At 71.5% G+C, this 12,938-nt stretch carries 12 protein-coding genes; 10 read left to right on the top strand and 2 right to left on the bottom strand.

The annotated features are described in order from the left end of the window. Window positions 1-920, top strand: a 920-nt coding sequence (locus tag STRTUCAR8_RS32440) for an ABC transporter permease (protein WP_006380422.1), incomplete at its 5' end; no start/stop codon positions are given. Window positions 921-1,006: 86 nt separating this feature from the next. Beyond that, window positions 1,007-2,005 (top strand): ABC transporter ATP-binding protein, encoded by a 999-nt coding sequence (locus tag STRTUCAR8_RS32435; protein WP_006380423.1) that lies wholly within the window; start codon window positions 1,007-1,009, stop codon window positions 2,003-2,005. Here the strand turns inward: STRTUCAR8_RS32435 and STRTUCAR8_RS32430 are convergent. Then, window positions 1,992-2,684: an ABC transporter ATP-binding protein gene (locus STRTUCAR8_RS32430; protein ID WP_044473281.1), complete on the bottom strand. Its 693-nt coding sequence runs from the start codon at window positions 2,682-2,684 to the stop codon at window positions 1,992-1,994. The genes STRTUCAR8_RS32435 and STRTUCAR8_RS32430 overlap by 14 nt on opposite strands. Window positions 2,685-2,825: 141 nt before the next feature. Between STRTUCAR8_RS32430 and STRTUCAR8_RS32425 the strand changes: the two genes are divergently transcribed. The 4 genes from STRTUCAR8_RS32425 to STRTUCAR8_RS32410 all read left to right on the top strand — a co-directional run bounded on the left by STRTUCAR8_RS32425 (window position 2,826) and on the right by STRTUCAR8_RS32410 (window position 7,415). Beyond that, window positions 2,826-4,058: a PP2C family protein-serine/threonine phosphatase gene (locus STRTUCAR8_RS32425; RefSeq protein WP_006380426.1), complete on the top strand. Its 1,233-nt coding sequence runs from the start codon at window positions 2,826-2,828 to the stop codon at window positions 4,056-4,058. 118 nt (window positions 4,059-4,176) lie between these two features. Beyond that, complete coding sequence (locus STRTUCAR8_RS32420) at window positions 4,177-5,322, top strand: sugar ABC transporter substrate-binding protein (RefSeq protein WP_006380427.1); 1,146 nt, start codon at window positions 4,177-4,179, stop codon at window positions 5,320-5,322. 75 nt (window positions 5,323-5,397) lie between these two features. After that, window positions 5,398-6,174, top strand: a complete 777-nt coding sequence (locus tag STRTUCAR8_RS32415; RefSeq protein ID WP_006380430.1) for an ATP-binding cassette domain-containing protein — start codon at window positions 5,398-5,400, stop codon at window positions 6,172-6,174. A gap of 11 nt (window positions 6,175-6,185) precedes the next feature. Then, window positions 6,186-7,415: a sugar ABC transporter permease gene (locus STRTUCAR8_RS32410; RefSeq protein ID WP_407705431.1), complete on the top strand. Its 1,230-nt coding sequence runs from the start codon at window positions 6,186-6,188 to the stop codon at window positions 7,413-7,415. A gap of 48 nt (window positions 7,416-7,463) precedes the next feature. On the opposite strand, the gene STRTUCAR8_RS32405 is transcribed toward STRTUCAR8_RS32410, so the two are convergent. Then, a complete protein-coding gene (locus STRTUCAR8_RS32405; RefSeq protein WP_044473280.1) occupies window positions 7,464-8,651 on the bottom strand; it encodes an FAD-dependent monooxygenase in 1,188 nt (395 codons plus the stop codon). 244 nt (window positions 8,652-8,895) lie between these two features. On the opposite strand from STRTUCAR8_RS32405, the gene STRTUCAR8_RS32400 reads away from it, so the two are divergent. From STRTUCAR8_RS32400 to STRTUCAR8_RS32385, 4 genes are all read left to right on the top strand, one after another. Then, window positions 8,896-9,486, top strand: coding sequence for a hypothetical protein (locus tag STRTUCAR8_RS32400; protein WP_006380429.1), 591 nt, complete (start codon window positions 8,896-8,898; stop codon window positions 9,484-9,486). Between the two features lie 2 nt (window positions 9,487-9,488). Further along, window positions 9,489-10,793: a peptidoglycan-binding protein gene (locus STRTUCAR8_RS32395; protein WP_006380432.1), complete on the top strand. Its 1,305-nt coding sequence runs from the start codon at window positions 9,489-9,491 to the stop codon at window positions 10,791-10,793. A gap of 80 nt (window positions 10,794-10,873) precedes the next feature. Continuing rightward, on the top strand, window positions 10,874-11,629 hold the full coding sequence (locus tag STRTUCAR8_RS32390) for an ABC transporter ATP-binding protein (RefSeq protein ID WP_319354878.1): 756 nt from the start codon (window positions 10,874-10,876) through the stop codon (window positions 11,627-11,629). Beyond that, window positions 11,626-12,840 carry an ABC transporter permease gene (locus STRTUCAR8_RS32385; protein ID WP_006380428.1) on the top strand — a complete coding sequence of 405 codons (1,215 nt, stop codon included), beginning with the start codon at window positions 11,626-11,628 and terminating at the stop codon, window positions 12,838-12,840. Before STRTUCAR8_RS32390 ends, STRTUCAR8_RS32385 begins: the two co-directional genes overlap by 4 nt. Window positions 12,841-12,938: the final 98 nt, after the last annotated feature.

Raw genomic sequence — 12,938 nt, 5'->3', positions numbered from 1 at the left:
CGAGCGTCATCAACGAGGCGAGGCCGCAGGAGGGCAGTCAGGCGGTGCCGCTGGCCGGCGTGGACCCCGACGCCTACGCGCGCCTGTCGAACCGTACGGGGCTGGGCCCGTTCGACACGGCGAGCCTCCGGCCGGAGGGCTCCGGTACGGCGGGCGGCGCCGGCCGGCCCCTGCCCGCGCTGGCCTCACCCGGCGTGGCCGAGGAGTACGGCACCGGCCCTTACCCCGTCCTGCTCCCGGACGGCACGTCCGTCACCGTCCGGATCGTCCAGGTCCGGGAGCACACTCCGGCGGTGGTCGGCGACGACTTCCTGGTCGTGGACCGTGCGGGTCTTCCCCGTGACGTGGCGCGTACGACGACCCTGCTGCTGACCGGGGACGCCCTGAACGGCCGGGCGCTGCGCTCGGTGACCAAGGGCACGGCGGCGACCGTCCGGCTGCGCGGCGAGGAACGCGCACGGCACGTCGACTCACCGCTGCAGTCCGGCGCCGAACGCGTGTTCGGGGTCGCGGTCGCCGCGAGCGCCGGGTACGCGGTCCTCGCCCTGCTGCTGACCGTGCTGCGCACCGCGCCCGAACGCGGCGCCCTGCTCGCGCGGTTGCGCACGATGGGCATGAGCCGGTCCCAGGGGCGCCGGCTGCTGATCCTCACGGCTCTCCCGCAGGCGTTCCTGGCCACGGCGGGCGGTCTGCTGACCGGCTGGGCCGGCATCCACCTGCTGTCGCCGGGCGTCGACCTCACCACCATCGCCCTGGCCTCCACGTCCGCCCTCGACGGGGCCGCGCTGCGCGCCGATCCGCTCTCGCTGGCGGTACCAGCGCTCACCGTGCTGCTGCTTGCCGTGGGTGTTCCCGCAGGCCAGGCCTGGTGGACCGGTCGCCGCGGCTCGGTGCGCGAACTGAGGATGGGTGACGAATAGCCGGTGACGGACAGACAACCAGCAACGCCAAGTGAGACGCGAGCGACGACAAGTGGGACGCGAGACGTGAGAAGCAGGAGTAGCCGATGACCAGCAGCCCGACCTTCCATGAGCTCACCGACCGTGCCCTCGCCGCGCGAGACGCCGCCGTCTACGGTCACGACGCCCTGATCACCTGCGACCGGCTGGTACGTATCTTCTCCGCCGACGGCGTGGAGGTGCAGGCACTGCAGGGCCTCGATCTCCTCGTCCGCAAGGGGGAGTTGATGGCCCTGGTCGGTGCCTCCGGCAGCGGCAAGTCCACCCTCATGAACATCCTGGCCGGACTGGACAGACCCAGTGCCGGCTTGGCCCGCGTCGCCGACCACGACCTGGTCACGATGTCCGCCAAGGAACGCCTCGCCTACCGCCGCAGGACCGTCGGCTTCGTCTGGCAGCAGACCTCCCGCAATCTGCTGCCCTATCTCACCGCCGCGCAGAACGTCGCCCTGCCCCTGCAGCTGGCCCGCGCGCGGGGGCGGCGCCGGAGCATGGCCGATCGCGCCATGGAGCTCCTCGGTCTGCTGGAGGTCGCCGAGTGCCGGGACCGTCGGCCGTACCAGATGTCCGGCGGTCAGCAGCAGCGTGTCGCCCTGGCGGTCGCCCTCGCCAACGACCCGGCCGTCCTGCTCGCCGACGAGCCCACCGGCGAACTCGACTCCCACACCGCCGAGCAGGTCTTCGCCGCGTTCCGCACCGCCAACGAGGAGCTGGGGACGACCATCGTGATCGTCACCCACGACCAGTCCGTCGCCGCTGAGGTCCGCCGTACGGTCGCCATCCGGGACGGCCGCACGTCGACGGAGGTGCTGCGCCACAGCGAGGTCGACTCCGCCACCGGCCAGGAGAACCTGGTCGCCCGCGAGTACGCCATGCTCGACCGGGCCGGCCGTCTCCAGCTCCCCGCCGAGTACACCCGCGCCCTGGGGATGCGTGACCGCGTCGCCCTGGAACTGGAACCCGACCACATCGCCGTCCGCCCGGACGACACACGGAACGGCCCGCACGAGCCGGGGGCAGCGCCGACCGGCCCTACGACGTCGTGATCTCGCCGTCCTTCAGTTCCAGCACACGGTCCGCGAGGTCGAGAAGTGTTCTGTCATGGGTGGCCACGAGAGCCGTGATCTGTTCGCTGCGCACGACCGCGCGCAGCAGTTCCATCACCGAGTGCCCGGTCTCCGCGTCCAGCTGACCGGTCGGCTCGTCGGCGATGAGGATCGAGGGGCTGTTGGCCAGGGCGCGGGCGATGGCGACGCGCTGGCGCTGCCCGCCCGACAGCTCGCCCGGGCGCTGCGCGGCATGGTCCGCGAGCCCCACGAGAGACAACAGCAGTTCGACGCGCTCCCGCCGCTCGCGCGGGTCCACCCTGCGCAGCCGCAGCGGCACGCCCACGTTCTCGGCGGCCGTGAGGATGGGGATGAGCCCGAACGACTGGAAGACGAAGCCGATGCGTTCCCGGCGCAGCGCGAGAAGGGCGTCCTCCCCCTGGTCCCGCAGCCGCAGTCCGTCGACGGTGACATGTCCGCTGTCCGGTTCGTCGAGACCGCCGACGATGTTGAGCAGGGTGGTCTTGCCCGAGCCCGAGCGTCCCTTGAGAGCGACGAGTTCCCCCCGGGGGACCTCGAAGGAGACGCCCCTCAGCGCATGGACGGCGCTGGCGCCCCGGCCGTACGACTTGTGCACATCCGCCACCCGCAGCATGGCTGCGGTCACCGCCTGACTCATCGCGCCCCCGTATGCTCCGCCGATCGAGCAGTGCGCCAGTCTCTCACCCGGCACCACCACCGGCAAAGCACTGTGTACTCGACGCCGGACCGAGGCAGACTGGCCAAACAGGGAAAACAGGTAAAACAGACAGGGCAGCACATGAGGAAACCGCAGGTCGACTACGCGGCGGTCTTCCGGGCCCTGCCCGGCATGGTGGCCCTGCTCACCCCTGACCTGGTGTACGCCGACGCCAACGACGACTTCGTACGCCTGTCCGGGCGGACCCGCGAGCAGCTGATCGGCCGCTACATCTTCGACGTCTTCCCCGAGAACCCCAACGATCCGGCCGTCGCGGGCAGCATGCGGGAGACCGAGACGTCGATGCTCCGTACGGTGGCCACCGGCGAGCGCGACACGATGGCGCTGCTCCGCTACGACATCGAGGACCCGGAACGGCCCGGCCACTGGCAGGAGCACTACTGGAGCCCGGTGAACGCGCCGATCTTCGGCCCGGACGGGCACGTCGCCCTGGTGGTGCACCGGGTGGAGGAGGTCACCGAGTTCATCCGCGCCTTCGGCGTTCCGGACGGTGACAGCAAGGCCCGCACGCTGGAGGCCGAGCTGTACACCCGGGCCCGCGAACTGCAGGAGGTCAACGAGCGGCTGCGTACGGCGCACGCCCATGAACGCGAGGTCGCCCTGGCGCTGCAGGCGGCGATGCTGCCCCCGCCGGGCCCGACCGGGTCCCACGCGGCGGCCGTGCGCTACCAGCCCGCCGTCGGCACGCTGAACGTGTGCGGCGACTGGTACGACCTGGTCGATCTGCCCGGCGGGAGCCTCGCGGTCGCCGTCGGTGACGTCGTCGGCCACGGTCTGGCGGCGGCCTGCGCCATGGGCCAGTTGCGCAGCGCCCTGAGCGGTGCCACCCGGGTCGCGGGCGGGCCCGCCCAGGCCCTGGACGCCCTCGATCTGTACGCCGGCTCCGTCGAGGGCGCCGACTCGGCCAGCGCCGTGACGACCTTCATCGACTGGGACAGCCGCACCATCACCTACAGCTGCGCCGGCCATCCTCCGCCGGCCCTCGTACACCCCGACGGCAAGGTCACCTTCCTCGACGGGGCAACCGACCCGCCGCTCGGTGCGAGACCCGAGCGCGTCCCCCGCCCCGAGGCCCGTACGCCCTTCACCGAGGGCTCCGTCCTGGTCCTGTACACCGACGGCCTGATCGAACGCCGTGACGAGGACATCGACACCGGCCTGGCCCGTCTCGCCGACTCCCTCACCCACCACCGGCCGGCGGCGCCCGAGGCCCTGGCCGACGCGCTTCTCACCGACCTCCTGCCGCCCGCCGGCCACACCGACGACACAGCCCTGATCGTCCTGCGCCTCTGAAGCGTCGTGAGCGCGACCTGGACAGCTTGGCTACGCTGGCTCTAAGTTCACATAAGCCCTTATTGGGATTATGTTTCACTTTGTGCCAAAACTGCACAAAAGTTTTAAGGAACCGAACATGAGTCTCGGTGCCGGTCGTTCAGCAGTCGCAGTGAAGCGTAGGTTTCCCGTCATTCCCGTCCTCCCAGCCCTTCCCGTCACCGTCGTCGTAGCCCTCGCCCTGGGCCTTCTGGGCGCCTGTGGGGGCCAGGACGGCGGTGGTGGCGCCGGCGACGGGGGTGACAGCATCAACGTGGGTGTGCTGATGCCCGGGGGCGGTGACTCAAGGTTCGGGCGGTTCGACCGGCCGCTGATCGAGAAGCAGGTCAAGGTGCTGTGCCCGGACTGTCCTGCCGCGACCGTCGCCGCCACGTCCGACCCGACGGTTCAGCAGCAGCAGTTCGAGGCCATGATCACCCGAGGTGTCGACGTGGTCATCCTCGCCGCCGTCGACCCCCAGCTGATGCGTCCGTCCGTCGAGGCCGCGCACCGGGCCGGCATTCCCGTCGTCGCCTACGACCGGCTCGCGGAGGGGCCGATCTCCGGGTACGTCACCTTCGACGGCGCGGAGGTCGGGCGGCTGCAGGCCGAGGCGCTGCTGAAGGCCATGAGCGCCAGGGGCGACGGGCGGCGGATCGTCATGATGAACGGGGCCACCACCGACCCCAACTCCGGCTGGTACAAGGGCGGTTCCCTCGCCGTACTCAAGGGCAGGGTGACGATCGGCAAGTCGTACGACACCGTCGGATGGCGGCCCGAGAACGCCTACGTCAACATGACAGGCGCCATCGCCGCCCTGGGTGCCGAGAACATCGACGGCGTGCTGTCCGCCAACGACAGCATGGCCGGCGCCGTGATCTCCGCCCTCAAGGCCGCCAAGCTCTCGACCCTGCCTCCGGTCACCGGCCAGGACGCCGACCTCATGGCCGTACAGCGCATCGTCAAGGGTGAGCAGTACATGACCGTCTACAAGCCCTACAAGCGCGCGACCGACGCGACCGTCGAGATGGCCGTCGCCCTCGGACGCGGCGAGAAGGTCGGGGCCATCGCCACCGGCAGCGTCGACAGCCCCACCACCAAGGACGTACCGGCGGTTCTGCTGCCGTCCGTCTCGGTGACTGTCGGCGACATCGGGAGGACCCTGGTGAAGGACGGTATGTACACCGTCAACCAGATCTGCACGCCTGCTCTCCGGCCGGCCTGTGACCGGGCCGGACTCACCTGACGCGACCGAAGGATCCGCCCCACCCGAACGACCCGACCCACCCGAAGGACCTGACGTATCCGAAGGAGGTGGCCCGTGCCCGGTCAGCCCCTGCTGGCGTTGCGCGGTGTCTCCAAGCGGTTCGCCGCCGTACAGGCACTGGTCGACATCGAGCTGGAGGTCAGGGCCGGGGAGGTGGTCGCCCTCGTCGGTGACAACGCCGCCGGCAAGTCCACCCTGGTCAAGGTGATCTCGGGGGTCGGGCCGCCCGACCGGGGGGTCGTCGAGTGGGAGGGCCGCGCCGTCCAGATCCGGCGCCCCCAGGACGCCAGACTGCTGGGGATCGCGACCGTCTACCAGGACCTCGCGATGTGCGAGAACCTCGATGTGGTCGCCAACCTCTTCCTCGGCCGGGAGATCCACCGCTTCGGCGTCCTCGACGAGGTGGAGATGGAGCGCCGCACCCTCGAACTGCTGCACACCCTGTCCATCCGCATCCCCGACGTACGGGTACCGCTCGCCGGCCTCTCCGGCGGTCAGCGGCAGGTCGTCGCGATCATCCGTTCGTTCCTGGGCTCACCCCGGCTGCTGCTGCTCGACGAGCCCACCGCGTCCCTCGGCATCCAGCAGACCAACCAGCTCCTCGACCTCATCGAGGAGCTGCGCGACCAGGGGCTCGGAGTGCTGCTGATCAGCCACAACATGAGCGACATCAAGGCCGTCGCCGACCGGGTGGCCGTCCTGCGTCTGGGCCGCAACAACGGCCTCTTCGACGTCAACACCACGTCCCAGGAGCAGATCATCTCCTCCATCACCGGCGCGGCCGACCACGCCGTGGCCCACCGGCCGCACCCGGAAGAGGTGTGGCCGTGAGAGGTACGGCTGTGGTGAGACGTGCGGCTGTGAGCGGTGTGGCCGGGAAGGTGAGGCCGCGTCTCGCCGCGGGTGTCGGCGCCGTGCGCCGCAAAGCGCGCGAGGGCGGGCTCGGTCCCGCCCCGGTGCTGCTCGCTCTCGCCGCGACCTGGGTGGTCTTCCAGTGCCTCAACGACCGCTTCCTCTCGCCGCGCAACCTCTCCGTCCTCAGCGTGGACATCGTCGGGACGGGCATGGTCGCCGTCGGCATCGTCTTCGTACTGCTGATCGGTGAGATCGACCTCTCCGTGGGCTCACTCGCCGGACTGGCGGGCGCGGTGTTCGCCGCGCTCAACGCGAACGTCGGCATGACGGAATGGCTCGCCGTCATCATCTCGGTGGTCTGCGGTACGGCCATCGGGGCGCTCCACGGGTTCCTCTTCGCCCGGTTCCGCGTACCCGCCTTCGTCGTCACCCTCGCCGGGCTGCTGGCCTGGAGCGGTCTGATGCTCTACCTCCTCGGGCCGGACAACACCATCCACTTCAGCGAGGACGGCCTGGTCGCCAAGCTGACCAGCCGGTACATCAGCGCCCCCGTCCTCACCTACGGCCTGGCGGCGCTCTGCACGGTGGCCTACCTGCTCCTCTCCCTCCGCAACCGGGGCCGCCGGGCCGGCGCCGGAATGCGGTGCCGGCCGGTGGGCGAGATCTGGGCGCGTACGGCCCTGCTCGCGGCGGTCGCGTTCGCCACCGTCGCCGTACTGGGCCGCTTCGAGGGGCTGCCGCTGGCGCTTCTGATCTTCCTCGCGGTCATCGTCGCCACGGACCTCCTGCTGCGCCGCACCTCCTACGGGCGGCAGGTCCTCGCCCTGGGCGGCGGCGCGGAGGCGGTCCGGCGGGCGGGCGTGGACGTGACGCGCGTACGCATCTCGGTGTTCATGGTGTCGGGGACCCTGGCGGCGTTCGGCGGGCTGTTCGTGGCGTCGCGGTTCACCTCGGCGAGCCAGGTCTCGGGCTCCGGGATGCTGCTGATCAACGCCGTCGCCGCCGCCGTCATCGGCGGTACCAGCCTGTTCGGCGGGCGCGGCTCGACCTGGTCCGCGCTGCTGGGGGTGCTGATCATCCAGTCCATCGCCTCGGGCATGGCGCTGCTGGGCGTCCAGACAGCGGTCCAGTACATGATCACCGGCGGGGTGCTGATCACCGCCGTGATCTTCGACTCGCTGGCCCGACGCACCCCCGAGTCACGCGGACGGGCCTGAGAACACCTACGGCTGCTCACTCCTCGGGTACGGAGTCCCGCACTCGGCCTACTCGCCATGTACGTCGCGTATGTCCAGTACGTCATCCCGCCAGGCCGTCGAGTGCGGGCCGAACCTGTTCTCGATCCCGTACGCCACCAGCCGGGCGTTCCTGGCCTCGGCCTCCGGGCCGTCCGGCAGGTGGTAGGCGTCGCCCGCGCTCGCCGAACCGGCCTGCACCCTCGTCGCGGTGGTGAGCCGACGGCGTACGAACCGGGTGAGCGCGTCCGGGATCCCGGCCGGTGCCGTGTCCGTGAGGGAGTCGCCCAGGACCGCCGCGTCCATGATCGCCTGGGCGGCTCCCTGTGCCTGGAACGGCACCATGGCGTGGGCGCTGTCGCCGAGCAGGGTCACCCTGCCCACGTTCCAGCGGGCGAGCGGGGTCCGGGTGTGGATGCCGTACCGGAACACCTCGCCCGCGCGTTCGAGGGCGGTGAGCAGCCGGTGGTCCCAGCCGGCGAACTCGCGTAGCTGTTCTCCCGGTTCCGCCCGGGCGGTCCATGACTCGCGGGCCGGCGCCCGGGTCCGGAACACGGCCACGAGGTTGAGGAGTTCACCCCCGCGTACCCAGTAGTGGACGACATGCCGGTCCGGTCCGAGCCAGCCCGCGTACTCCGGCAGGTCCAGGTCGGCCACCTCTGCGGCCGGGAGCAGCGCCCGGTAGGCGGCGGTGCCGGAGAAGACGGCCTCGTCGGCGCCGAAGAGCCACCGGCGGGCGGCGGACCGTACCCCGTCGGCGGCGACGACCAGGTCTGCGCCGAGCCGCTCGCCGTCGGCCGTCGTCACCCAGGCGGCCGTGTCGTCCTGGCCGATGCCGACGACCTCGGTGTTCAGCCGCACCGCGTCGGGCGGGATACGGGCGGCCAGCGCCAGGTGCAGGTCGGCGCGGTGGACCTGGAGGTAGGGCGCCCCGAACTCGTCCTCGACGTCCGGGCCCAGCACGTACTCGCAGATCTCGGCACCGTCCGACCAGCTGCGGAAGTTCAGCCGCGACGGGCGGGCGGCCCGGGCGGCGACCGGGTCGAGCAGGCCCAGCCGGCGCAGTGCGCGGGTGGCGTTGGGCGCGAGCTGGATGCCGGCGCCGATCTCGGTGAAGCGCCGCGTCCGCTCGACGAGCGTGACCTCGTACCCGGCCGCGCGCAGGCTCAGTGTCGCGGCCAGCCCACCGATGCCCGCCCCCACGACGATCGCCCTCATGTTCCGGTCGCCTCCCCCGTCCGGTCCCACGAACTTCCGGCATCGTGCGTCGTACGGACCGATCCTCGCCGGGCGGGGCGTCGGCGTCGAGAGCCCCGGCCCAGGCCTTCGCCCCGCCGCTGCCCTGTTTCGCGGTCGCATGATCGGATGACAGGTTCTTCAAAAGTTCTTCATCATGTCCGTTCTACCGTCGGGCTGTCCGCCGCGTTCGTGGCCGGGCACGACAGGACTACGGGGAGAACCGATGAGGACGAATCGGGTACTGCTGGCCGCGGCGGTCTCGGTCATGGCGTTGGCGCTGACCGGCTGCGGAGGCGACGAGGGCGGCTCGAAGGTCCCCTCCGCGGCGAGCGGAGGAGCGGCGACGTCCGGCTCGTCGGCCGGGAGCAGCGGCGGGAGCGGCTCCGGCGACGACGTGGCCGCCTACGTCGCGGCCCAGAACAAGTACGTGAAGTGCCTGCGGGACAACGGGATCGACGCGCCCGACCCGGACGCGAAGGGGAACATCGACTTCGGCGGCGGCGACAACGTGCGCGCCCTGAAGAAGGACGCGAAGTTCCAGGCCGCCTCGGTGGCGTGCGCCAAGTATCTGACGGCCGTTCCCGAAAGCGTCGAGAAGGGCAACCAGCCCGCGCTCACAGCCGCTCAGATCAAGGTGAAGCAGGAGTACGCCACCTGCATGCAGAAGAACGGCGCCGCCGACTTCCCCGACCCGGGCGCCGACGGTCTCGGCCAGGGCGAGTGGGACCAGACGTCGGCCGGGGCCAAGCGGGCCATCCGTATCTGCGGGCCGATCGTCGGCGTTCCGGCGACCGCCGCGCCCGGCAAGGGCTGACCGTGGCGGAGACGGACACCGTGACGCACTTCGACGACGACACCGAACCGGCGGAGACCGAGCCGCCTCGCGGGATGCGTGGCCGGCGTACCGCGCTCATCGCCTGTGCCGTGGTCGTCGTGGCGGCCGTCGCCGTGGTCGGGGCTCTCGGGCTCGGCGGCGGCGGCGAGGAGAAGAACGCGAGCGCGCCGCCCCGGGCCGGTTCGGTCGTTCCGGTGACCCGGACGACGCTCACCGAACGCACGGACGTGGACGGACAGTTGGGCTTCGGTACGGAGATACCGCTGCCGGTGAAGGCGACGGGCACCGTGACCTGGCTGCCGCAGCAGGGCGCGACGGCGGAGCGCGGTGACACGCTGCTGCGGGTCGACGACCGCCCCGTGGTGCTGCTGTACGGGTCGATGCCCATGTACCGGGATCTCGGGCTCGCGGCCACGGCCACCGATGCCGGGGCTGGGGCAGGTGCTGGGGCAGGTGCCTCGGATACCACGCAGTCCGACACCGGGACCGACGCGGGGACCGGCACCGACGCCGCTCCCTCCGGTTCCCCCGCCCCCACCACGGGTACCGGGGCCGGGACCGGAAGCAGCGCACCCACGCCCCTCACCGGTATGGACGTCCTGCAGTTCGAGACCAACCTCGCCGCGCTCGGCTACACCGGCTTCACCGTGGACGAGAAGTTCACCGACGCCACCGCGGGGGCCGTCAAGCGCTGGCAGAAGTCGCTCGGGCTGGCCGAGACCGGGACGGTCGGTGTCGGGGACGTCATCTACTCCGCCGGCAAGGTACGGATCGGTCAGCCGGGTGCCCGGCTCGGCGCGGCCGTGGGCGAGAACACGCTCACGTACACCGGTACGGCACGCAAGGTGGTCGTCAACGCCTCGGCCTCGGACGCCAGTTGGGCGGTGCGTGGCACTGTCGTCGGGATCGCGCTGCCGGACGGGAAGTCCGTGCGGGGCGAGGTGGCCTCGGTCGGGCGGCAGGCCAGCGTGCCCGAAGGGGGCAGCACCGAGGGCGAGTCGGGCGCGGGCGCCGCGACCCTGCCGGTGACCATCACCATCGCGGACCAGAAGTCCGTGGGGCGGCTGGAGAGCGGACCCGTGACCGTCGAGTACGTGGGCCGCGAGGTCAAGGACGTGCTGAGTGTGCCGGTCGCCGCGCTGGTCGCCCTCGCGGAGGGCGGGCACGGTCTGGAGACCGGGGACGGCCGGTTCGTCGCGGTGAAGACGGGTCTCTTCGCCGACGGGAACGTGCAGGTCAGCGGTTCCGGGGTCACCGAGGGCATGAAGGTGAGGATCCCCGAGTGAGCGAGCCTTCATCTCCGGATGCGTCAACTCCCCTTACATCAGCCCCAGTTACATCGATCCCGGTTGTCGAGTTCGACTCCGTGTCCAAGACCTACCCCGGCGGGGTCGCCGCCGTCCGTGACGTGAGTCTGCGGATCGGGCGGGGTGAACTGGTCGGTGTGGTCGGGCCGTCGGGGTCCGGCAAGTCGAGCATGCTGCATCTCATGGGGAGCCTGGACCGGCCCTCGGCGGGGCGGGTCCTGGTCGACGGGTACGACGTGGCGAAGCTGTCCGACCGGGAGGTCTCCGCGCTGCGGGCCACCCGGATCGGCTTCGTCTTCCAGCAGTTCCATCTGGCCGTCGGTGTCCCGGTGCTGGACTCGGTCGCGGACGGTCTGCTCTACACGGGCATGCCGATGCGCCGCCGCCGGGCCAGGGCGTCGGCCGCGCTGTCCCGGGTCGGGCTCAGCCATCGCGTCCGGCATCTGCCGCACCAGCTCTCCGGGGGCGAGCGGCAGCGGGTCGCGGTCGCCCGTGCGGTGGTCGGCGGGCCGTCGGTCCTGCTCGCGGACGAGCCGACCGGCAACCTCGACTCCGTGTCGGGAGCCGCCGTACTGGAACTGCTGCGCGAGCTGCACGCGGCCGGTACGACGGTCGTGGTCATCACCCACGACCTGGAGATCGCCGCCCAGCTCCCCCGCCGTATCGAGATGCGCGACGGCCGGCTGGTCAACGACACCCTGCAGAGAGGCAGTTCGAGTCCAGACATGGGTCCGGCTACGGATACGGCCGCGGGTACCGGCACGGGTACCGGCACGGGTACCGGCACGGGTACGACGATCGGGGCGCACCGGTGACGGATCGCCTGGAGAAGCCCAGGCCGCCTCTGCGGGCGGCGCGGCTTCGGCCCGCCGATGTCGTACGGCTCGGCGGGACCGGGCTGCGGACGCGGCCGTTGCGAGTGTTCCTGTCCGCGCTCGGGATCGCCATCGGGGTCGCCGCCATGGTCGCGGTGGTCGGTATCTCCGGGTCCGGGCAGGCGGAGGTGGACCGGCGGCTGGACGCCCTGGGCACGAACCTGCTGCGGGTCGCCCCCGGCGAGTCCCTCACGGGCGAGAAGGCCAAGCTGCCGTACGAGGCTGTCGCGATGGTCCGGCGTATCCCGCCCGTGGAGCAGGTGACCGCCACCGGGGCGGTCGGTGCCAGCGTGTACCGCAACGAACGCATCGCCATCGGGCGGACCAACTCGCTGACCGTGCTCGCGTCGGGCACCGATCTGCTGCCCGCCGTCGGCGGGGCGGTGAACAGGGGCCGCTGGCTGGACTCGGCGACCGACAAGTACCCGGCGGTCGTGCTGGGCGCCACGGCAGCGCAGCGTCTGGACGTGTACACACCGGGGACCCGGCTGTGGATCGGGGGCCGCTGGTTCTCGCTGATCGGCGTCCTCGAACCCGTACCGCTGGCACCGGAGTTGGACAGTGCCGCGCTGGTCGGCTGGCAGGCGGCCCGGAGCTATCTGCGCTTCGACGGTCATCCCTCGACGGTGTACGTCCGTGCGGAGGACAGCCAGGTGACGGCCGTACGGTCGGTGCTGGCGGCCACCGCCTACCCGGAGAAGCCGGGCGAGGTGCAGATCTCGCGGCCCTCCGACGCGCTCGCCGCCCGCGAGGCCACCGAGTCGGCGCTGACCGGGCTGCTGCTCGGACTAGGCGGGGTCGCGCTGCTCGTCGGCGGGGTGGGCGTGGGCAACACCATGGTCATCTCGGTGCTGGAACGCCGGCCGGAGATCGGGCTGCGCCGCGCTCTCGGGGCTACCCGGGGCCAGATCCGGACGCAGTTCGTGACGGAGTCGCTGCTGCTGTCCCTCATCGGCGGGCTGGGCGGGACGGTGCTCGGCACGGTCATCACGGCGGGCTACGCCGTCAGCCGTGACTGGCCAACGGTCGTACCTGCCTGGGCCAGCGTCGCAGGTATCGGCTCGACCCTGCTGATCGGCATGATCGCCGGGCTGTATCCGGCGGTCCGGGCGAGCCGGCTGGCTCCGACGGAGGCGCTGGCCGGCACATGACCACCACCGGGCGTTCTGGCCGACGCTCCGGTGGTACGGAGCGTACACGTCGCGCAAAGGGGACTGACCGGCCTGTCCCGGCTGACACCGGAACAGGC

Source organism: Streptomyces turgidiscabies Car8, assembly GCF_000331005.1.
Taxonomy (GTDB): domain Bacteria; phylum Actinomycetota; class Actinomycetes; order Streptomycetales; family Streptomycetaceae; genus Streptomyces; species Streptomyces turgidiscabies.
This window is presented reverse-complemented; position numbering and strand designations above follow the sequence as displayed.

Bases quoted from the DNA above. Each gene is read 5' to 3' on its own strand.
- STRTUCAR8_RS32435 (WP_006380423.1), top strand. From the start codon at position 1,007: ATGACCAGCAGCCCGACCTTCCATGAGCTCACCGACCGTGCCCTCGCC.
- STRTUCAR8_RS32430 (WP_044473281.1), bottom strand. From the start codon at position 2,684: ATGAGTCAGGCGGTGACCGCAGCCATGCTGCGGGTGGCGGATGTGCAC.
- STRTUCAR8_RS32425 (WP_006380426.1), top strand. From the start codon at position 2,826: ATGAGGAAACCGCAGGTCGACTACGCGGCGGTCTTCCGGGCCCTGCCC.
- STRTUCAR8_RS32420 (WP_006380427.1), top strand. From the start codon at position 4,177: ATGAGTCTCGGTGCCGGTCGTTCAGCAGTCGCAGTGAAGCGTAGGTTT.
- STRTUCAR8_RS32405 (WP_044473280.1), bottom strand. From the start codon at position 8,651: ATGAGGGCGATCGTCGTGGGGGCGGGCATCGGTGGGCTGGCCGCGACA.
- STRTUCAR8_RS32400 (WP_006380429.1), top strand. From the start codon at position 8,896: ATGAGGACGAATCGGGTACTGCTGGCCGCGGCGGTCTCGGTCATGGCG.